The organism is Rhizobium sp. rho-13.1, assembly GCF_007000305.1.
In the GTDB taxonomy this organism is placed as follows: domain Bacteria; phylum Pseudomonadota; class Alphaproteobacteria; order Rhizobiales; family Rhizobiaceae; genus Rhizobium; species Rhizobium rhododendri.
Map to the genome: position 1 here is coordinate 189,427 of NZ_SCFL01000002.1, position 20,390 is coordinate 209,816.

Here is a 20,390-nt window from a genome sequence, read left to right on the forward strand (position 1 = left end):
GAGTAGGTCTCACCCGACGACGATCAGTTCGAGGGATGCGCCTGTTCGTTTCGGGCATTGGTCAGGCCGGTGATGGCATCATGGTCGCCGGTGGCGGCTGCAGCCTCGAAGATGCGGATGGCATCGGAATAGCGCTTGAGGTTCAGGTAGGCGTAGCCGCGCAGCACCATCAGGCCGATCTGCTCGGGCTGGATCTGGTTGAGCTGGTCGAGATAAAGAATGGCCTCCCGATACCGCTTTTCGTCATAGGCGGACGAGGCGCGCTTGGTGAGGATTGCCACTTGCAGGCTCAGCGCCCGCTCGCGGCTCTGCGGCGCCTTGATTGCGGAGACGGCGGCATTGCTGGCGAGATTGAGCTGCAGGTAGGCGAGGCTCTGCCCGTACGCGGCGTCCTGGCGATCCTTCGGCAGCGGGCTGCGAAGCGCAATTTCAAAGGTTGCCGCTGCTTCGGCCGGCCGCTTCTTGCTCATCAGGCACCAGGCGCGGGGGAGTGCCGCCTCTGGCGATAGCATGGCGGGATCGACGGTCGTCGTGCAGCCGGTGCCAGCAGGCCTGCGGGCTTCCCTTACCCTTACGACCTGAGCCTCCTGTCGCGGGGCAGACGAGAGATAGCTTGTCTCGCGAACCGGTGCCGGTGGCTGCCGTCTGGTGCCCTGGGGCGCAGCTTCGATCGCCTGCGTCTCGCCACCATCGACACGGGCCTGCCTTGGGGCTGCACCGATGTCGCGGAGCATGGCGATCCGCTCGGATCGCCCGGCCCACTGACGCTGGACATCCATGACGCCAGCCTTGTCGTTCAATTGGGCAAGGGTGATGGTCAGGCCGTAGGCGGAAGGCTCATCGTCTGCCTTCCACCCGAGCGCCGTCCGGAACCACTGTGCCGCCGTCTGTGGCTGGTTGAGGCCGCGCGCATACCAGCCGAACTGCTGTGCGCTGGGCACATCGCGGGCCTTGAGGACCGCGCCAGCGATCCGCTGCAGGACGTCGACCTTGAGGATAACCGGTGGGTCGATTGCCAAGAGGTTTGCTGCCGCCGCGAGGTAGGTGGCATTCGCATCCTTGGAGTCGTCACGCCACTTGAACATGACCTCCTCGGCCTCCTCCGGAGACTTGCGGGCAATCAGGGTCAGGGCAAGCCCCTGCGATGCCGACGCGGTGTCCTCCTTGGTGCGCGCAAGACGAAACCACTTTTCCGCATTCGTGAGGTCGCCCCGGGGATAGTTGTACCAGCCGAGCAGCAGCGCATCGGACGCCAGTCCTTGCGTCTCGCTCAGGCGCTCGAGGCGGCTCAGATATTCGGGGGCAATCACGAGTTTGGGGTCGGCATTGGCCTCGGCCACGAAACGGCGGGCGAGGTCGTCGCGGATACTCTCGAATTCCCGCGTCCCATCGGCCATTGGTTTTTCCTGCGCCATCAGGTCCTGCATGGTGCCGTAAGGCAGCAGCGCCGAGGCCTTCTGGATCGTCGCCAGCCGCTCGGCAGCATTGGTGCAGTTTTTCATGACGTACATGTAAGCGTCGCGCGCACGGGTCAGGCGGTCGATGTGACCGAAGGCATCCGCCACCCGCCACAGCACATCGACTTCGCTGCAGGTCAGCAAGCTCGGGGTTTCGGAGGCCACGCTGACGACGGTCTCGTACTGCTTCAGATCTGAAGCGTTGATCAGGCGGGTGCGAGCCTCCGCGACATTCAGGCGCTCGGTCAGGTCCGTAGGTGGCTGCCAGCCCGGCTCGGCGGCCTGACGGTCGGAGATTGCCTTGCGCACCTCCGCATAGCGTGCCTCCGAATAGAGCTGCCACATCGATTCCAGCTGCTTGTCCTGGTTCTGTGGCACGGCCAGCGGATCGGCCGGTGGGGTCCATGTCGGATAGAGGGCCTGCAGCCTGGAGATTTCGGCCTGCAGCCGCGCCTTGTCGCCGCGGCTGGCAAAATACCGCAGGGCGCTCTCGTCGATCGCCGGTTGGGCAGCGGCAGGCGGGTTCGGTGGCGGAGATGCGGCCTGCGAGACCGCGGAAGGCTGGTCGGCGGCAGTTGCCGGCGCATCGGAAGCTGCGGTATTCTGGGCGAGTTCCACGGCCTGTGCAGTATCCACATCGCGCCCCAGTTCCGGCTCTGTCGTCGGCCTGTCGAAGGGATGAAAGTCAGGGCCGGTGATACGCCCCATGCGCATCAGCTGGGGTATCTCACCAGGCGTGTTCGTGCCCAACAGGTCTGACACCCTGTCGGCGATCTGCGAGCGGTCCTTGAGTCCGACTATGCCCACCGTCATGATGAGCGTCGCCGACAACAGGACTAGTGACGGTCTCATAGGCACTCCGGATGCTTTTCCGCAACAAAGGCAAGCCCCAGCAAGTGGAGCGTGGACGGGAAATACAAAGTCGGAACAAATGATTTGGCCGACGCTGGGAGTTTCGTCCCCGCAAGCATACAGGCCATAGTATGGTTAATAATCTGATAACCGGGGTCGTCCAGCGTAGCTTTGACGCTGTCGTTGTTGAGGTCGATAAGCCGGATAGAGCCGTCGGCAGCGCTCATTCCAGACTGCAGCCGACCCAGCAGATCCTTGTCGTCGATGCCGCCGCGCATTAGGTAGAGCGGAATCCGGATTGCGTTATAGCCGAACTCCGGCACGAAGCCTTCAGCGGGCTTAGCCTGCCTCTTCAGGCTCACCCAATCTGCCGGCAGCTTTTCTTTTCCGAATTGCATCTGCGAAATCAGGACGTGGCCGTCATCCGAAAGCTGTTGCCACTTCGGCGATGGCACCAGGCCATTCATCACAGGAAAGGCCTCGAAGATCCAGTAGGACGGATTGATCACCGGTCCATCTGCACGGTCGGCCGCCGCAAAGCCTGAGACGCCCGGCAGCAGCAATGTCCGGCCGCCGCTTTCGACGACCGCCTTGTCGAGCAGCGTCGCCGCAATCTTCGTTGCCGCCTGCGTATAGTCTGCCCGGCCCCAGGCCGCGCCAGCGCGCGCCAGCGCGTAGGCAATCAGCAGGTCGCCATCGGTCGCATCGTTGATGTCGTCGACATGCGGGGTCTTATCGGGGCTCCAGCTCCAGGCGGCAAGCCCGTCATCGCGGATCAGTAACTCGGTTCGCGTGAAATACCAGATCTGCTCGAAATCTGCGGGGCTTTCGGAGAGGTAGGCGAGCAGCAGTCCGTAGCCCTGTCCCTCGCTGTGGCTGATCCCGCCGTTTCCGTCGTCCACGATGCGACCGGAGGGATCGAGAAACTTCGCCTTGTACGCCTGCCAGGACTGCGTCTGTATCATCGGCTCCTGTGCTCCGGCCGGGTTGTCGCAGATAAAGAAGAACAGCACTCCGATGACGCAGGCGGCGACCTGCCTCAAAGTCATCGGCGCCGTCCGAGATTGGATAGAAGCGCGGCAGTCGCAAGCCCCATCAGCATCGTCAGGGCTGCAAAGAGCAAGGCGTAGGAAAGGATGTTGGTCGACAGCCAGTTGGCGGCAACCAGCCGGTAGTTGGAGAAGGAGAAATCTTGCGTCGGCACGAAGGCAAACCGCGCCACCGGCACCGTCTCGATCTTCTTGGTTGCTGCCGCATAAGTCGTGATGCGACCGGAAAGCTCCGGCCACGTGTCCTCTGCGGACAGAGCAGTCAGGCCGGATCGCAAGTCGCCAGCCGTTGGCGAGGTGACGATGGTCCAGGTTCCGTTGCCATCCGGACTGGCGCCCTGCGCGACCATGATTGTCGCAGCGTTGCTCGGCATGAACGTTGCCTCGGCACTCGGTGCGAACCGCAGGGAGCTGAAGGAAATATCGAAATTCCGCCGCATCCATTCCTCGAACGCGGAGATCTGCCCGGTCCAACTTCCGCCACTGACCATGGACCGCCACTGCTCGAACGTTGCGCCGGTATCCACATCTGCCGGCTTTCCAGCCGTATTCGGTCTCCAACTGACCTGGCTTGCCGGCGCGATATTCAATTGCGTGAGTGCTGTCGGCGGGATCTGCGAAATGGGGCCGATGAACAGCGCGTTGCGATCGCCGATCCCGGCGGGCGAGGTTGCGACCTCGATGGGAATGGGTCGGCCAGCCATCAGGGCCAGCCTCGCGAGGAAGGTCGCCGATGCGGACAGCGTATCGGCGTCCACCCGGTCGAGATAGACCGGGAGAACATTCTCGATCAGGCCGTAGGGATAGCCGGTGCCGCCGGTTGCCGCGAGATTGGGACGCTGGCCGACGCGGGCGAAGTCAGGCATGCGGAATTCCGATGTATCGAACAGCGCGAAATGTGGCGTTGCCGATGCGTTCGAGCCCGGAGCGCAGGCGGCGTCGGCGCTCGTCAGAAGGGCGGCCTCCACCGCAACGTGGTTTAGCCCGGGCTTGAAGTGTCGGAGCGTAACACGGATCGGCAGGTGCCGGAAAATGCCACCGCCCTTGTTGGTGATTGGCACGGTCGAGGCAACGCTTCCGTTGACGAATACGTCGATATGGCTGCCGGGCAGGACGTCGGGGGAATAGGCAGCGTCAAGCAGTATGGTCGCCTCGCCGTAGGCGTTGGCATAGAAATCGGCCGGTACGCCGATCCCGAAATCTGTGCGGAATCGGCGTCCGGTAAATTGTGTCGTGGAGACGCCAAGCTGCGAAAACGGCAGGATAGTATTGCTGAAAATCAGTGGCACATCGGGTGCCTGCCATCGCTGCGTCGCCAGTACGTCGCGGCGGTTGTCCACTGCCCGGTCAGTCGATGTGACCAGGCTGTCGATGGCGGTGTCTATCGATTGCCACGAAGGACCCGTGACCAGCAGAACCGGTCCGCCGCTACGGGGATCGTTGACGAACGTTGCCACAGGGGCCACTTGTGCCGCCGGTGGCAGTGACGGAAAGAGTGGCTGCAGTTCGCTTGCCGTCCCGACAAGAACAGTGAGCTTGCCCGGTGCCAAGGCTGGCAGGCCGGCGGTCTGGAAGTTGAAGGACTGGTTGGGCATGCCGCTCAGTACCGAAAGGCCCTGCGCCAGTCGCATGAGCGGTTTCGTGGTGCCAGGCTGGGCAAGCCCAGGCACGACGAAGTCGAATTCAGTCGCGCCCTTTTCGTCGACGCCCACCGCGCGGACACCATCGGTGCTCACCAGCCGCGCGGCTTCCGTACCGCCAAAACTCAGATAAGTGCGGCTCGGGTCGATATCCGTCCAGAGTTCGTAGGTCGAGGAGATGCTGCAGTCCGTCCGGTGGCGCTGTTGCATCTCGAAGCTCACCAGGTTGGAGCCTGCCTGCAACAGCCCGGGCGGCACGTCGAAGCTGAGCTCTTCCGGCTTTTCGGAAGAACGTATGGGCGTCGATCCGACCGAACGGCTGTTGATGAGAACAGTCAGTTGAGACGCTTCGGGCGCGACGACGATAGCGTTCTGATAGGCGAGGTTGAGCTTGACCGGAGCGGCCGCTTGCGCCGGTGTCAGATAGATCGACCATGTCTTCTTGTCGATTTCGCCGTTCAGGCCAAGATCCGAAGCCGGGACGAGGAAGCGCCTGAAGCGCTCGGTCGTGACAGGCTTGCCAACCGGAGTACCTGCGCTTTTTGGCGGGGCCGCGGCGGTCGGCACGGGTGGTGGCTTTGCGGTGGTCGGCACGGGTGTAAAGGGCGGTATGGCCGGCTGCGCGGCAGGCGCGGCGGGTGCCGGCTGAACCGATGGGCTCGCGGGTGCTGCACCCTTCGGCCGCTCAGGCGTCATGTCGAAGGGCGTCGTCTGCGCGAGGGCAAATGGCGCGAGCCATGTTGTAGCGAGCGCGGCTACGACCGCGATACGACCCGGCCTCATTGTGCGCCCGCCTTCACTGGCTGGATCTGCTCCTCGGGCTTGCCTTTGAAACTGCGGAAGAAATACACAAGCCCGCGGCTCGTCTGGTAGGCCGATACACCGAGAAACCAGATCGTTCCCCTGATCAGCCCGGGATTGCGGCGACGGGAGAGCTGGAATTGCGTCCACTGGTCTGAGTTTGCAAAGATCAGATCCGCGATCAGGCGGTGATCCAGCGCGCTTTGTGGATTGTAGAGGCAGCCGATCGCCGTGATTTCGCCGCTAGGCTGGGTGTTGCGCACGGTGACGATCAATGTCTCTTCCTGGGCGCCGCTGTAGGGCCTGAACTTGATCGTCGCGCGAGTGTCCACTCCCAGCGGATCGAAGGTCTTGCTGAAGACGTGCAGCCTCGCACCATGAACGGATACGTCCTCGATAGAAGCCGGATACCAGCGTCCGTCGACGCCGAATTCGCACCGTCGGTTAACACGCACCCGCCGCGACGAAGACCGCTCGCCGCGCTCGGAGACAACGCCGAGAGCGCAGCCGGCCATGATTAGGTTGAGCAAGGTCCAGCCGGCAACGACCAGCGTCACGTCTGCCTTGTAGGGCTCGGCGTAAAGGCGGTAGATCGCCATTCCGAAAGCTACCAGCAGAACCCCAAAGATGACGAAGAACGGTCGGCTGATTTCGGAAAGGCGCGCGACGGCAATGGATTCGTCCTTGGCCGTCACCTTGAATGTCGGCTTGCGCGGATTGAGGATGACCGAGATCACCGCCGGCAGCAGGTGCACCGTCTGCACATATTCATAAAGCTCTGAGATCCAAGGCCAGCGGAACGAGCCGTAGAGATAGTTCTGCATCATCATGTTCACGACCATGTAGGCGAGCGAATAGGCCAGGAACTCGCCGCCCGACGAGGTGAAGATCTCGAGATTGAAGAAAAGATAGAACAGCGGCGCGAACAGGAACATCGTCCGTGGGAACGGGAAGAGCCAGAACAGCGTCGACGACATGTAGCAAAGCCGCTGCGGCAGGGAGAGCCCGCGCTTGAAGAGCGGGAAGCGGAAACGCAGGATCTGCATCATGCCCTGCGCCCAGCGGCTGCGCTGGCCGATGAAGCTGGCAAAGGTCGCCGGCTGGAGGCCCGCGATCAGCGGCTTGTCGACATAGATGCTGTTCCAGCCTCGCGAGTGCAGCTCGATCGCCGTTTCGCAGTCCTCGGTGATGCTGACGCCACTGAATCCGTTGGTTTCAGCCAGCGCCTTGCGCCTGAGGACGGCAGCAGAGCCGCAGAAAAACGAGGCGTTCCACTTGTCGAGACCGCGCTGGATAATGCCGTAGAACATCTCGTTCTCGCTCGGCATGTGGTCGAACGTCTGCAGATTGCGCTCGATCGGGTCTGGATTGAGAAAGAAATGCGGTGTCTGGCACAGGAAGAGCTTCGGATCGTCGTCGAAGTAGCCAACGGTTTCGAGCAGGAAATCACGTGCCGGCGCGTGGTCGGCATCGAAGACGGCGATGAGCTCGCCCGTCGAGTGCTGCATGCCGTTGTTGAGATTGCCGGCCTTGGCATGCTCGTTGCGATCGCGGGTCATGTAGCGAACGCTGAGTTGCTCGCACAGTTCCTGCAACTGGATGTGGCGGAGGGAAGCGGCTTGCGCATCGAGGATGTTGTTGGCATTGCGCTTTTGCAGTGTACTGCCGTCGTCGAGCAGCCAGACGGTGACCTTCTCGGGTGGATAGTCCATGGCCTTGGCCGCCGCCAGCGTATTGCCGAGAAGCGCCGCATCTTCGTTGTAGGTCGGCACGAACACATCGACATGCGGAAACTTGCCCTCGGTGGCGGCACGAGAGGGTCGTGGCGGCAGCGGCATGGCAACGACAAACAGGCTGAGCGCGCCCATCATCACGCTGTACATTTCGGCGAGATAGACGAGGAAGCCCGGAATAAAGTTTTCAGGCTGATTGATTGGCGGCAAGGTGCTGGTCGTCCGCCAGAACACGTAGCGCAGAATGATCGAGCTTCCGAAGGCGAGCGCTACGAGGCGCCATTTTCCCTCGCCCTGGAACAGCTTGATCAGCGCCATGATGATGACCACCGTGACACTGACGATCAATTGCGTCTGGAGGCTGATCGGCAGGGTGATGAGGGTAATTACGCATACCGCGACGATCATCCAGATCAGGATACTGGCGGCTTTGCGCATGGTTATTCCTTTACCTCAAGTCAACACTCAAGCACGACGCGATCATGGCGACGACACCAAGCACCGTGACACCGGATGGTTGACAAACCGTTCATGCTACTCGTCTCTTGATCGATATAATCGCAAGACCTTAGTTAGGAGCAGGCACAATGACCGCCGGAGCTGCTGTCGTGCTGCTTTTGTCGTCGCCGATCGGCGACGGAACGACCGGCCCTCTGGGCGCCGGCGCGGGTGGCTGCTGTTGCGCGACCGGACGCGGTGCTGCGCGCGGTTCTACGCTGCGCGGGCTTTGCGGTGCGATGCCAGGTGACGTCGCCGGCAATTGGAAAGCGGCTGGCAACTGGCCGGCGCTCGTAGGCGATACCACCGGGTAGATCGGATTACCGGTGCGGCCAAGCGTCGGATCGACCGGTGGAGCGCTGTCATACGGGTTCCAGCCGGGAGCCGGGAAAGTGCCTGTGATGGTGTAGCCATACATGACACGAAGCAATTGCTCGGCGGTTGCATGTGTGTCGCAAAGTCGCAGCCGGACCTGCACGGTACCGCGATTCTGAAAAGCACCACGAGCATTGTCGCTGGAGCGCACCTGCTGCCACGCATAGAGGCAGGTGTCGCCCTGTGCACTTTTGCCCGTGGCATAGCCGAACGGTCCGTAGTTGTTCTGGACGTAGATGCCGGACCGAACCATCGCCACGCCAGGCAACGCACGACGCATATCCCTGTCGACCGTGCTGTCGCGGATCGAGGCATAGCCGAGGCCCTTGCGGTTGTCGTAGTCGAGACCGACCGGCCCGAAGAACGTCACCTGCAGATCGTTCTGCCCCGAGGTTGCGGCTGAGGTAAAGAGGTAGATGTCCTGCTGGACGGCGTTGTTGTAGGAGTGCTGCACGACATTGACGATCGACGGACCGCCCGGAGGTGGCAGCGCGAAAGCCTTGTCGCTCGTCACCGTCTCCGCGGGACCGGGAATCCGGATCCCATCCTTCGACGCGCAGCCGGATATCGCCAGCGCCGCCGTGAGCCACAGCGCGCCATAGACACCTTTTGTCATGCGTGACGGCGCGACATGCCGAATCAGAGAACGAGGGACCATGCGCATGAAATAGCCAAATGCGCTACATAAGCAACATGAACATCGTTTTGCGGGTATTGGTGGGTGCGCTGAGGGCCCCGGTCGCGAATGAAATCTTCTGCCACGCGTGCCTTTCCGGCGACAATTGACAAGCCAGCGTGGATGAAGAACATGCCCTCGAGATTGCGTGATGCCCGGGAGTGCAGCGCGCCATTCAGAAAAATCAGGGCAGGAGACGGCAAAATGGCAGGCGATATCGGCATGTTCGAAGCGGGAAGCTTCATCGGGCGCACCTGGGATGCGGCCAAGGATGGTCCATCCGTTGTCGTTATCCGCGACGGCACTGTCTATGACGTCACGTCACGAGATATTCCGACCGTCTCCGCCCTTCTTGAGATGGACGATCCCGTCGCTTTTCTAAGCACGCAGGCGGGCGAAGCTGTCGGCAGCCTCGAGGCGCTGTTTTCGGCGGACGCCAATTCGCCCCACACCTTGCTGGCGCCGATCGACCTGCAGGCTGTCAAAGCTTGCGGCGTCACGTTCGCGCGCTCGATGCTGGAGAGGGTGATCGAGGAGCGCGCTGCCGGTAATCCGGATCTGGCGAACAGCATTCGCGGCCGCATCACATCCATCATCGGCGACAGCCTTCGCAATCTGAAGGCGGGATCGCCGGAGGCCGCCAAGGTCAAGGCGGCTCTGATCGAGGACGGTGTCTGGTCGCAATATCTGGAAGTCGGCATCGGCCCGGATGCCGAGGTCTTCTCCAAGGCGCAGGTACTCTCCTCCGTGGGTCACGGTGCCGATGTCGGCTTGCACCCCATTTCCAAATGGAACAACCCAGAGCCGGAAATCGTGCTGGTCGTCGATAGCCGGGGGCGCGTCAAGGGCGCAACGCTCGGCAACGACGTCAACCTGCGTGACGTCGAGGGCCGCTCTGCCCTGTTGCTCGGCAAGGCCAAGGACAACAATGCTTCCTGCTCGATCGGGCCGTTCATCCGGCTGTTCGACGATACTTATTCCATCGACGACGTCCGCAATGCCGACCTCGATCTCACAATAGAGGGAGAGGACGGCTACGTGCTGCACGGCAAGAGTTCGATGAAGGAGATCAGCCGTGATCCGCTCGATCTTGTCTCCCAAACAATGGGGCGGCATCACCAGTATCCCGACGGAATGGTGCTGTTCATGGGGACGCTTTTCGCGCCGGTCGAGGACCGCGACGTGCCGGGGCAGGGCTTTACCCACAAGATCGGCGATGTCGTGACGATTTCGAACGACAAGCTGGGCGCACTGCGCAACCGCGTCATGCTGTCGACAGATTGCCCGCCCTGGACTTCAGGCATTGCAAAGCTCATGCGCAATCTGGCGTCGAGGGGCCTGCTCTAGGAAGCCCCTCGCTCGCTGCGGCTACTCGGAGACGAGCAGCGCCACTGGTGAAGTGGCCAGCAGGGCTGCCAGTTTCAGGGGCTGGCTTGTCTCGTGGACCGTACCGTCGATGACATTTCGCACTCTGCCGGCAGCGCGCTCGGGCAAGGCGATCGCACTGTCTCCCCAGTAATCGCCGCACGGCCATTCGCCTTCGCCGAGTCCGTAAACCAGCCGAGGAGCAATGGCGACGACCATTTTGTTCTCGTGGCTGCGCAGGAATGCAATGGCGTTGTCGGCGCGTTCACCGGTGACGGCCAATGGCTGATAATCGCCTTTAGCAAACAGCGTTGGCTCAGCCTTGCGCAGCGCAAGGCCCTTTTGGACGAGGCGCTGCTTGAAGAGTCCCCGGGCAAGCGCGCCCTCATCGCGTGTCTGGAGGGGCACGGCCAGGTCCTCACCCAGGCGTGCAAAGTCTGGCAGGCGGCGATTGTCGGGATCGACGAGGCTGAGATCCAGTTGCTCGGCGCCCTGGTAAATGTCGGGTATCCCTGGAGCTGCCAGCTTGATGAGCGTCTGTGTCAGGCCGTTAAACAGGCCCGCCCGCACGAACGGCTGCAGCGTCTTGCGGAAGTCCTGCAGAAAAGCCGCATTGTCGCTCGCAAGCAGGTTGGCCGCGAAAGCCTTTACGGCGTCCTCGTACGCACCATCCTCCTCGCCCCAGTTGGTGCGCTGCTTGGCCTCGCGCAGCGCTTTCTCGACATAGGCAAGGAAACGGTCGAGCAAGTCGGCCGGAGCAGGCGCGTCGAGCGCGAGGTCTGCTGGCCAGGCACCGGCGAGTGCCTGATACAGCATCCATTCGAGCCGTGGTTCCGGCGCGGCGCCACCCGGCAGGGAAGCGACGGTGGCGGCATTGAGCTTGCGCCAGCGCTCCACGCCATCCAGCCATGCCTCCGGAGCTTCGGTAAGCGCATAAAGCCTCGCCCGCCCGTCCTCGCCGCGTTTCGTGTCATGTGTCGAGGTTGCGGACAGGCCGGCGGGCTGTGTCTCCATCCGCTTAGCCATCTCGTGGTGGAAGCGTTCGAGGCCGAATTCAGTGGCAGCAGGTTCGCCGCCGACCTCGTTCAGGCCGATCAGGCGGTTATATCGATAGAACATCGTGTCTTCGATAGACTTCGCCGTCAAAGGCCCCGTCAATTGCTGGAAGCGGCGTCGGAATTCGAGCGCATCCGCCTTGGCCTCCGGTGCCACATTGCCTTGAAATACCTTGTCGACAAAGGACAACGCGGCGTGGTCCGCCTTTTCGGACGAGCCACCCGCAGTTTCCACGATAGTGCTCCACATCGCGCCATCGGCCGCGTCGAGGGCGCCATCCGTCCCGTAGGTCCGATACACCGGGCAGGCGACAAGCAGAGACACCAGCGCCTGTTCCAGTGCCGCTTGCTCGGACACGTCGCCATTGATCGCTCCGACACTCAGAAGCAGCTGCAGCAAATTGTTGGTTTCAACAGCGAAGTTTTTCCGGGCAAGCATCGCCTTGACCGCCAGCGCGCCCTCGGCAAATTCCGGCTCACCATCGGCAATTTCCCGATAGGTATCGGTGATTGCGTTCATTCCGGACGTGTTCACCAGAACGTCGGGCAGGGTAGTGATAAATTCATAGCCGGTGGTTCCGGAGATCGGCCACGCCTCTGGCAGCGTCTCTCCTTCGGCGAGGATTTTCTCGACGACGATATAGGTATCCTCACCCACGGCACTGCGCAGACGCTCGAGATAGGCGGCGGGATCTGCCAGCCCGTCGATATGATCGAGCCGCAATCCATCAACGGCACCATTGCGCACCAGTTCGAGTGTCAGCCGATGTGCATCGTCGAAAACAGCCGGGTCTTCGACGCGCAAGCCTACAAGACCGGTCACCTCGAAAAAGCGACGATAGCTGAGCTCGCGCGGCGCGTCCTTCCAATAGATCAGCCGCCAGGGCTGTTCATCCACCACGGTCTGGAGCGAAGCGGGGTCACTGAACTTCTGCGCTAGCGCCTTGTTTATCTCTGCCGCCTCGCCAGAGAGCATGTCGCGCATGCTCTGGTGAAATTCCGTCTCCCGCCGTGGATCTGCATCAGACGCCAGAGTGCACATTGCAGCGACGACCGGGAGATCAAGTCGCGACAGCACGGCGGCATAGGTACTCGGCGCCAGCGGCAGCCGCTGCTCGTAGTAGGCAACAGTGAGCGTGCCCGCATCCGCGTCCACAGTCAGCGTCAGTTCGCCTGCCTCCAACGCATCCTGCAGCGGCTTTCCGAGGATAGGCAACGTCAGCTTTCGGCTCCAGTCGATGTCGAAATGCTGGCTGAAAGGGCTTTCCTCACCCCACTCGACGACGCTGCGCCACCACGAATTTTCCAGCGAGGCGGCCATATGGTTTGGAACGATGTCGACCAGCAGGCCTATTTCGGCCTCCCGCAGCGCCTCGGACAACTTGTCGAACCCCTCGCGGCCGCCAATCGCGGGATCGATCTCGTTGGTGTCGGTGACGTCGTAGCCATGGGTTGAACCCTTGGTGGCGGTGAAGATCGGTGACGCGTAGAGATGGCTGATGCCCAATTGGCGGAGGTAAGGAACCATTTTCCGGGCATGGTCGAAAGTCATGCCGTCGCGAAACTGGATGCGATAGGTAGAATTGGGCAAAGTCATTGGATACCTGGCAGAGTGGGAAGGCCGTCGGGCGGCGCAGTCAGCAAATTGGCTTCCCGGGAGCCGATTTAAGGCCGCAAGGAAACGAATTAACCGGCCACACAACGCCGTTAGCCTCTCGGTGAAGCCTCGACCTGCAAACTTGCGGAAGCAAAATAAGTTCCGTCCACTGGCGATGTGGGGTGGCCGCAGGGCGCCTCCGTCTAGTGGGTCGGTGCCGGTTGCAATGCCGGCTGGCTGCGTGCGGCCGTCAGCTCTGCGGTAGTGTGGTTGAGGCGGTCGGCCAGCACCCTCATGATATCCACGGCCATTTCGGGGAAGTCGGAGAGCAGCTTGAGGAAGTGCTCTTTGCTGATCCGCAGTGCCTCGACATTCGAGGTGGCCTTTACGGTCGCAGTACGGGAGACGTCGCAGAGGATGGCGATTTCTCCGACAATCGAATTGACATCGACATCGGCGACCTTGATCTCACCGGTCGGCGTATCGACTAGGATATCGGCGGTTCCTGCCAGCACGACATAGGCAGCGTCGCCGAGATCGCCCTGGTGGAAAAGTATCTGGCCAGCACGGTAGCTGACGCGATCGGAGGTGAAGGCGAGCAGTTTCAGCTTCGCCGGCGCAATGCGTGCGAAAATCGGCACTCGCCGCAACATTTCGACTTCATCTCTTAACAGCATGCGCGTTCAACCCCGGGATCACAGCCGCCAGATAGCCTATAACGATAAAAGTTCTTTGAACATCCCGTCGTGCTGCAAAAGATCTTCGGTTGTGCCGCTTTCAGCCAGCGTGCCGCCCTGAAATACCAGGACGCGGTGGAACTGCTCCGCTAGCGCGACATTCGACAGAACCCAGATGATAGCCGGGTTGTGGTCGCTGTTTTCGATGTCGCGTAGAACGGTGCGGACGATCTGGTCCTGGATGCGATGGTCGAGCGCAACCAGCGGCCTGTTGAAGATCAGGTAGTCGGCGCGCTTCAGCAGCGCGCGGGCAAGGTTCAGCTTCTGGCGCTGGACGTTGGTCAGGCGCTTGCCGCCGGAGCCGACGTCGAAATCGAGGCCGATTGCCAATACGCTGTCCTGCAGGCCGAGCCTGTCGAAAAGATCGCGCATGATCACATGGATCTGCTCAGGCGCATCGGCCTGCTGGTGGGCGATACGCCCAAACAGCACGTTGTCCATCAATGTGGCCGAAGCCGTAAAGCGCTCGGGATCGTAGCGTTCGATGACAGCGTTCAGATCGGCCGGGATATGCTTGTGAAACTCCGTACGTGCCTCGACGATCTTGTTCATCAACTGCTTGGTGAGCAGACCGAAGCGGTGGCGTGGCTCGATGTAGGAGAAACTGAGACGAATGATCGATGCCCGCTCTTCGGGCGTCGCCGTCTCGAAGTTGCGGCCGCCCCGCTTCTGCAGCAACGCCTGATAGTCGGGAATGTCGTCCGCCGTCATGAAAGTGAGCTGCTGGAAGAAAGGATGGTCCGGCGGCAGGTCGTTGAACAACTCGACTGTGTTTTCGGCGATCTCGATGCCCATGTCGTAGAGTTCGCTGTTCAGGCCGCTGTCCTGGAAGAGCTTGATGAAATAGGGATGTGCAGCGAGCTTCCTGTTGGTCATCAGCGGACGCTTCAGTGTGCCGAACAGCAGGTTTTCACCCACCGTCGCCTGCGTATTGTAGGCGGTGAATTCGAACGGCACGACCAGCCCGTCGAGATCCTGCTCCTTCAGCCGCTCGATCAGCGCATGGCGCAGTTCGACGATCCGTTCGGTCAGGTCCTTGTGCGTCTCAGTATCGACCGTGGAGCGAAGCGCCATGTCGAGAATATCCTGCGACATCAGCACCGAATCGAGCACTGGTCGGATGACGCTGTAAAGGTCGTCCGGCCCGGTCGCCCCGGCAGATGTGTAGTCGACCCAGTCGCTGTCGAGGCTGAGAGACGGGTTGCCGGCGCGTTTGGCCTCCGAAATCGCCCACTTGTTGCGCACCGCGGCCTCGCCCTCATAGGTGACGGTCGTCAGCGGGGCATGCTTCAAGCCATATAGAATGTTGTCGCGCAACGTTCCGTGGAAGAAGTAGGTGTCCGAGCCGGCATAGGCGATCCGTCGGCCGGTCACCGATTCCGGTAATTCCAGGATGTCGTGCCCATCGACGGTCACCTTGCCGCTGTCCGGCCAGACCAGCCGTCCGAAGGCCTCGGCCAGATACTCACCCCCACTGCCGCTCTCACCAACGATCGCCACGGTTTCGCCGGGCTGGATCTCGAGCGAAACATGGTCGAGAACACGGGCGCCGCTGTCGTCGCTGATTGTCAGGTTGGTGGCGACAAGCGCATGCTCCAGCCGTGCCGGAGATTTGGGGTCCATGACCTGGATGCGAGGGTCGATCAGTCGGTCGACGCTGAATTGCTCGACCACCTGATTGTACTTTACCTGGACATCCTGACGCGACTGGTCCCAGTCGATCAGTTCCTTGAGCGGTCCCGGCAGATCCTTGTAGGCGTTGATGACCGCGACCAGCTGGCCGATGTCCAGGCGCCCCTGCAAGGCGAGAAACCCGCCGATCGAATAGAACAGGAACGGCGTGACCTGGGCCAGGAAATTGTTGATGAACTTGACCAGGAATTTCCACTGATAGAGGTCGTAGCGGATCGAGAAGATCAGCCCCAGCCGGGCAGCAATATCGGCCCGCTCGAAGTTGGACGTGTCGTTGCCATGGATGGTGCCGATGCCATCGACGATCTCGCCAACTCGGCCAGAAAGTTCGCGCGCCGTCAGCTGGCGCTGGCGGCCAAGCTCAAGCAGTCGCTTGCGCATGCGGGGAATAACGACCGCCTGCACCGCGACGATGCTGGCGGCGATCATACCGAGCCAGAAATTCTGCATGATGATGAAGATCAGAGCGGTGACCGCCTGACCGCCGAGCAGCGCGGGCTGCACGAAAGCGTCGCCGGTGAACCCGCCGAGAGGCTCCACCTCGTCCTTGATCATCGTCGCGATTTCAGCCGCCTTGACGCGCTTGAAATGCGAAGGCGGAAAACGCAGCACCCGATCGACAAGCTCAAAGCGGATGCGACGCAGCATGCGCTCGCCAAGCCTGCCCTTGTAGGTATTGATGTAGAGTTTGAAGAGGCCGTTCAGCACCACCAGGGCCAGAAACACCAGGCTGAGGGCGATCAGCATCTCGAAACGGTCGAGCTTCAGGCCTTTGAATACCTCGATATGGCCGACAAAGGGGATGTCGTAGGCGATATGCATGAAGGACTGCGTGGCGCCTTCGCCCTCGAAGCCCTTACCCTGGATCGGGCCGTTGACGATCTGCTTTGGCAGGTCGAAGGACAGGAAGTAAGGCACCATGGACGCGGCAACGACGAGCAGGATCCATATCTGCTCGAGGCGCGTGTTCGACCAGATATATTTGGCGAGGCTTTTTTCCATTGCTTACCGCATGCTTCTAAATTCGGGGGTCGCCACGCTCGTCTTGCTCTCTCGCATGCCGCTTTTCCCTGTCGCTCGAAATGCGAAATGCCATGGCGGCGATCCGTTCCGATTCCCCGCCTTCGAGCTTATATCACAACAGTCTGCAAAACGAGGTCAAAGCTGCAACGGTCAGGCGGCATCTTGAACGATAACAGCCGTCTTTTCGGCGCCATCCAGGTCGATGGAATGCGAAGCCGGCTTTGGTTTCTGCAGTGCTGTTGCAACGGACTGTTCCAGCATCTCCGCCGTCAGCCCTGCCTCCGGCAAGGCTGTTGCCAGCCCGAGCGCCTCCAGCCGTTCGGCGCGGACAGATTGCTCCGTTTCACCACCGGCGGTGAACGGCACGAGGATGGATCGGCAGCCGGTCACCAGCAGGTCGCAGACCGTATTGTACCCCGCCTGCGAGATCGAAAGCTCGGCCCCCCGCAGCAGCGACGGGAAATCGCTGCGAAAACGAACCAGTTGCGTATTGGCCGGAGCTTCGTTCTGAAGGGCCATGAAGTCCGCCTCGGGCATGTTCGGACCCGCGATCAGGCACCAGCGCCGGTCGGTCGCCACGCGTCTCGCCGCGTCGAGAGAGGCGCGGACGAGATCGCGCCCAACCGCGCCGCCGCCAGCAGACACGACGATATCGAAGACCTCGACCGGCTCCGGTGGTATCGCCGGTGCCACAAGTCCGGTGTAGCGTATCTTGCCGGCGATATCGGCGGCCAATGGAAACGTTTCCTCAAGACGTACGAAACGGGGGTCGCCATGCACAAGCACGCCGTCGAAATGGGCGTCGAGCGTGGCAACGGTTTCAGCGTCGCGCCCCGCCTTCTTCTGCTGCTGCAGGATGTCGCGCACCGAGGAGAAAAGCTTTGGCCGCGGCTTTGCCGTCTCGATGGCGTCGAGCAGCGGCAGCAATTCGAACCGCATTTGCCGACGGCCGAAGGGAAAGGCCTCGATGATGACGACGTCCGGTCGCGTCGCATGAAAGGTCGCAAGCAGCCGGTCGCGCCGGTCGTCCAGGAACGCCTGGTCGACCGGCGTGCCATCCTTGTGGGCAAGTCCTGAAAACCCCGACGTCGCAGCCACTACCGGAGGCAGGGCGATGGAGGTTACGTCGTCACCCGGAAATCCAGCGACGGGCAAACCGCCGGTCACCAGCGTAACGCTGCAGCCGCGACGCGCGAGCGCACTCGCGATGCGGCTTGCACGGGCGATATGGCCAATGCCGAGCAGATGCTGAACGTAGAAGAATACCTTTGGTCCGCTCACGCCGATTGCTTCCGGTTGTCGTCTTTTTGCCATTCCTCCTCGAACAGCCGGCTGAGGTGTCGGATGCTGGAATGATAGTCGAAGTTCTCGCGCACCCGCCGCTCGGCAGCCAAACCCAGACGGTGGCGAAGGGCGGGGTCGCGGATTGCGGTTTCCAGAGCCCGGGCCAGGCCGGTTGGGTCTTCGGAAGAGACCAGCAGCCCATTCTCGCCGTCGATCAAAAGTTCCGGAACGCCGGAAACCCGCGTCGAGATGCAGGCGAGACGCTGGCTGGAGGCCTCGACCAGCACGTTCGGCAGCCCATCGCGGTCTCCGTCGGCAGCAACGCGGCAAGCAAGCGCAAACACATCGGCACGTCGATAGTGTGCCAGCACCTCATCCTGCGCCATCGCACCCTTCCAGATGATGCGGTCGGCAATGCCGAGACTGTCCGCCAGTGCTTTGAGCTCGGGCAACCGGTCACCGCCGCCGATATGCTCGAAGCGCCAGTGGAGCGTCTCAGGCAACAGCGCCAGCGCCCGCAGCAGCACGTCGTAGCCCTTTTTCTCGACGGCGCGGCCGACGCTGAGCAGCAACACCGGTGCAGCGGGATCGCTGCCGTTGCGGTTGGAATGTTGACTTTGGGAAGGGCTGAAACGGGCGAGGTCGAGACCGTGGTAGCTTAGGTGCACACGCTCCTTGAATGGCGTTAAAGTTCGCATGTGGTCAAAACCACTATGAGTGCAGGTCACGGCCCAACGGGCCTGTCCGAGCTTTTCGGTCAGTTCCCAGTCGGGTGACGTCCAGATATCCTTGGCATGCGCCGAACAGGTCCAAGGGGTGCCGGTGAGAATGCTTGCATAGGCGGTGACGGAGGCGGGGGTGTGAATGAAGTGGGCATGCAGCCACTCGGCTCCGTCAGGCCACTCATGCGCAAGCACCATGGCCTGGCCGAGGCGGCGAAATCGGTTGCGCGTCGGGTCACGTTTCAGGTCGGCCCAGAATTGGCGCAGCAGCGGCCGAAAGCCGGGTCGGTGCCTGACCGATAGTAGCGCCTTGACGACGCGCAACGGCTCCTCGTGCAGATATTCCGGCAGGTAGACGACACGCGCCTTGATCTCGTCGTGGACCGGGTGCCGCTTCTTGTCGGTGGGACGGCGCATCGAGATCAGCGTCAGGTCGAAGCCCGCCTGCTCCAGCCCAAGCAGCTCCTGGGCAATAAACGTTTCAGACAGCCGGGGATAGCCCTTGAGGACGACCAGTATTTTTTTTCGGATAGGCAATGGCTGCGCTCTACTCACCGACGACGGAAAGCGAGGGATAGCTCTCCCGCCCGTCGAGCCACTCGCCGACGATCTGCGAGATGTTGACGAGACCCTCGAGCCGCATGTTCTTCTCACCGCTCTTCGATGGAGGTGCACGATTGACCAGCTTCTTCAAGGCTGCCGACAACTGCAATGCGTCCTCGGACTCCTCGGGCAGCAGCATGTCGACAAGTCCCAGTGCACTCGCCCGCTGGGCGCGGATCAGTTGTTCCTCGCGCGGCCGCGTCCGCGGGATGATAAGCGCCGGCTTGTCGAAAGACAGGATTTCGCAATAGGTGTTGTAGCCACCCATGGCGACCACGGCCGTCGCACCATCGATCAGTTCTTCCATGCGCTTGTCGAACTCGATCACCTCGAGACAGCTGATCTTGTTGGCACGCTCGACAAGTTCGGTCCGCTCACGGGCCGGCATATAGGGTCCGAGCACGATCAGCGTCTTGTACTGCAGCGAGCGATCCTTCTCATAGGCGTTGACGATATCTCGCACGAGATCCGCGCCATCGCCGCCGCCGCCTGTTGTCACCAGAATGTAGTCCTCATCTGGCACATGCTCGGATTTCTTGCCCTGCGGCACGCTGCGCTGCAGGAAGCCGACAAAGTCCATTTTCCGTCGTACACCGGCGGGAACGTCGAGGCCGAGAAGCGGATCGTAGAAATCGGGCGGCCCATAGACCCACACCCGGTCGTAGTACTGGTCGATCTTCTCCAGCATGTTGCTCTTCTTCCACTCGGCATCGAGCAGATGCGGCGCATCCATCACATCGCGCATGCCGAGCACCAGCGTCGTGCCGCGCGCCTTCAGATATTGCAGCGTTTCCTCGACTTCGCCCTTGAGACCGAGCGGTTCCTTGTCGACGATGAAGATGTCCGGCTGGAAGTTTTCGGCCGTCTGGCGGATGATCGCCTGGCGCATCTTCAGCGTGTCTTTCAGGTCGACGTCGCCGGACATCGAGGTGTATTCGCCGTCCTTGAGCTTGATGACGCTCGGCACCTGGACGAAGTCGACACGGGCACGGTAGTCGAATGCCCCGGCGATGGTTGCGCCCGAAATAATGAGGACATTCAGCCCGCGATAGTCGCCAACCAGCGAATGCGCGATCGTCCGGCAGCGGCGCAGGTGTCCGAGCCCGAACGTGTCATGGCTGTACATGAGTATGCGTGCATCTTCAACGCGCCGTTTCATGGGCAAAACCTCAAGTCCAAACGTCTTTCGCAGTTAGTTTGCAAGAGGGAGCCAATGCCGTCATGCGCCGTG

General features: G+C 61.6%; 12 protein-coding genes. 1 reads left to right on the plus strand and 11 read right to left on the minus strand.

The window, feature by feature from the left end; genetic code table 11:
• Positions 1–23: 23 nt before the first annotated feature.
• The 5 genes from EQW76_RS07390 to bcsN form a co-directional block, all read right to left on the minus strand.
• The gene (locus EQW76_RS07390) at positions 24–2,309 is read right to left on the minus strand and encodes a tetratricopeptide repeat protein (protein WP_142823785.1); all 2,286 of its coding nucleotides are present in this window, start codon (positions 2,307–2,309) and stop codon (positions 24–26) included.
• Positions 2,306–3,358 carry a glycosyl hydrolase family 8 gene (locus EQW76_RS07395; protein WP_142823786.1) on the minus strand — a complete coding sequence of 351 codons (1,053 nt, stop codon included), beginning with the start codon at positions 3,356–3,358 and terminating at the stop codon, positions 2,306–2,308. Before EQW76_RS07395 ends, EQW76_RS07390 begins: the two co-directional genes overlap by 4 nt.
• On the minus strand, positions 3,355–5,781 hold the full coding sequence (locus tag EQW76_RS07400) for a cellulose biosynthesis cyclic di-GMP-binding regulatory protein BcsB (RefSeq protein WP_142823787.1): 2,427 nt from the start codon (positions 5,779–5,781) through the stop codon (positions 3,355–3,357). The genes EQW76_RS07395 and EQW76_RS07400 overlap by 4 nt, the downstream gene beginning before the upstream one ends.
• Positions 5,778–7,970: a UDP-forming cellulose synthase catalytic subunit gene (gene bcsA, locus EQW76_RS07405; RefSeq protein ID WP_142823788.1), complete on the minus strand. Its 2,193-nt coding sequence runs from the start codon at positions 7,968–7,970 to the stop codon at positions 5,778–5,780. Before bcsA ends, EQW76_RS07400 begins: the two co-directional genes overlap by 4 nt.
• A gap of 130 nt (positions 7,971–8,100) precedes the next feature.
• Positions 8,101–9,021 (minus strand): cellulose biosynthesis protein BcsN, encoded by a 921-nt coding sequence (bcsN, locus tag EQW76_RS07410; RefSeq protein ID WP_161991062.1) that lies wholly within the window; start codon positions 9,019–9,021, stop codon positions 8,101–8,103.
• A gap of 264 nt (positions 9,022–9,285) precedes the next feature.
• Between bcsN and EQW76_RS07415 the strand changes: the two genes are divergently transcribed.
• Positions 9,286–10,428 carry a fumarylacetoacetate hydrolase family protein gene (locus tag EQW76_RS07415; RefSeq protein WP_162854760.1) on the plus strand — a complete coding sequence of 381 codons (1,143 nt, stop codon included), beginning with the start codon at positions 9,286–9,288 and terminating at the stop codon, positions 10,426–10,428.
• A 21-nt stretch (positions 10,429–10,449) separates the two neighbouring features.
• Here the strand turns inward: EQW76_RS07415 and treY are convergent, their stop codons facing one another.
• The 6 genes from treY to EQW76_RS07445 all read right to left on the minus strand — a co-directional run bounded on the left by treY (position 10,450) and on the right by EQW76_RS07445 (position 20,318).
• A complete protein-coding gene (gene treY, locus EQW76_RS07420) occupies positions 10,450–13,098 on the minus strand; it encodes a malto-oligosyltrehalose synthase (protein WP_142823790.1) in 2,649 nt (882 codons plus the stop codon).
• A 203-nt stretch (positions 13,099–13,301) separates the two neighbouring features.
• Positions 13,302–13,775, minus strand: coding sequence for a Crp/Fnr family transcriptional regulator (locus EQW76_RS07425; protein WP_111216298.1), 474 nt, complete (start codon positions 13,773–13,775; stop codon positions 13,302–13,304).
• Positions 13,776–13,811: 36 nt separating this feature from the next.
• Positions 13,812–16,529, minus strand: coding sequence for an ABC transporter ATP-binding protein (locus EQW76_RS07430; RefSeq protein WP_142823791.1), 2,718 nt, complete (start codon positions 16,527–16,529; stop codon positions 13,812–13,814).
• A gap of 171 nt (positions 16,530–16,700) precedes the next feature.
• Positions 16,701–17,831: a glycosyltransferase gene (locus EQW76_RS07435; RefSeq protein ID WP_142823792.1), complete on the minus strand. Its 1,131-nt coding sequence runs from the start codon at positions 17,829–17,831 to the stop codon at positions 16,701–16,703.
• Complete coding sequence (locus EQW76_RS07440; protein ID WP_142823793.1) at positions 17,828–19,093, minus strand: glycosyltransferase family 4 protein; 1,266 nt, start codon at positions 19,091–19,093, stop codon at positions 17,828–17,830. Before EQW76_RS07440 ends, EQW76_RS07435 begins: the two co-directional genes overlap by 4 nt.
• A 10-nt stretch (positions 19,094–19,103) precedes the next feature.
• Entirely contained in the window at positions 19,104–20,318 is a 1,215-nt protein-coding gene (locus EQW76_RS07445) for a glycosyltransferase family protein (RefSeq protein ID WP_142823794.1), read from the minus strand.
• Positions 20,319–20,390 lie beyond the last annotated feature (72 nt).

Bases quoted from the DNA above. Each gene is read 5' to 3' on its own strand.
- EQW76_RS07390 (WP_142823785.1), bottom strand. From the start codon at position 2,309: ATGAGACCGTCACTAGTCCTGTTGTCGGCGACGCTCATCATGACGGTG.
- EQW76_RS07395 (WP_142823786.1), bottom strand. From the start codon at position 3,358: ATGACTTTGAGGCAGGTCGCCGCCTGCGTCATCGGAGTGCTGTTCTTC.
- EQW76_RS07425 (WP_111216298.1), bottom strand. From the start codon at position 13,775: ATGCTGTTAAGAGATGAAGTCGAAATGTTGCGGCGAGTGCCGATTTTC.
- treY (WP_142823790.1), bottom strand. From the start codon at position 13,098: ATGACTTTGCCCAATTCTACCTATCGCATCCAGTTTCGCGACGGCATG.
- bcsN (WP_161991062.1), bottom strand. From the start codon at position 9,021: ATGACAAAAGGTGTCTATGGCGCGCTGTGGCTCACGGCGGCGCTGGCG.
- EQW76_RS07415 (WP_162854760.1), top strand. From the start codon at position 9,286: ATGGCAGGCGATATCGGCATGTTCGAAGCGGGAAGCTTCATCGGGCGC.
- EQW76_RS07430 (WP_142823791.1), bottom strand. From the start codon at position 16,529: ATGGAAAAAAGCCTCGCCAAATATATCTGGTCGAACACGCGCCTCGAG.
- EQW76_RS07445 (WP_142823794.1), bottom strand. From the start codon at position 20,318: ATGAAACGGCGCGTTGAAGATGCACGCATACTCATGTACAGCCATGAC.
- EQW76_RS07400 (WP_142823787.1), bottom strand. From the start codon at position 5,781: ATGAGGCCGGGTCGTATCGCGGTCGTAGCCGCGCTCGCTACAACATGG.
- bcsA (WP_142823788.1), bottom strand. From the start codon at position 7,970: ATGCGCAAAGCCGCCAGTATCCTGATCTGGATGATCGTCGCGGTATGC.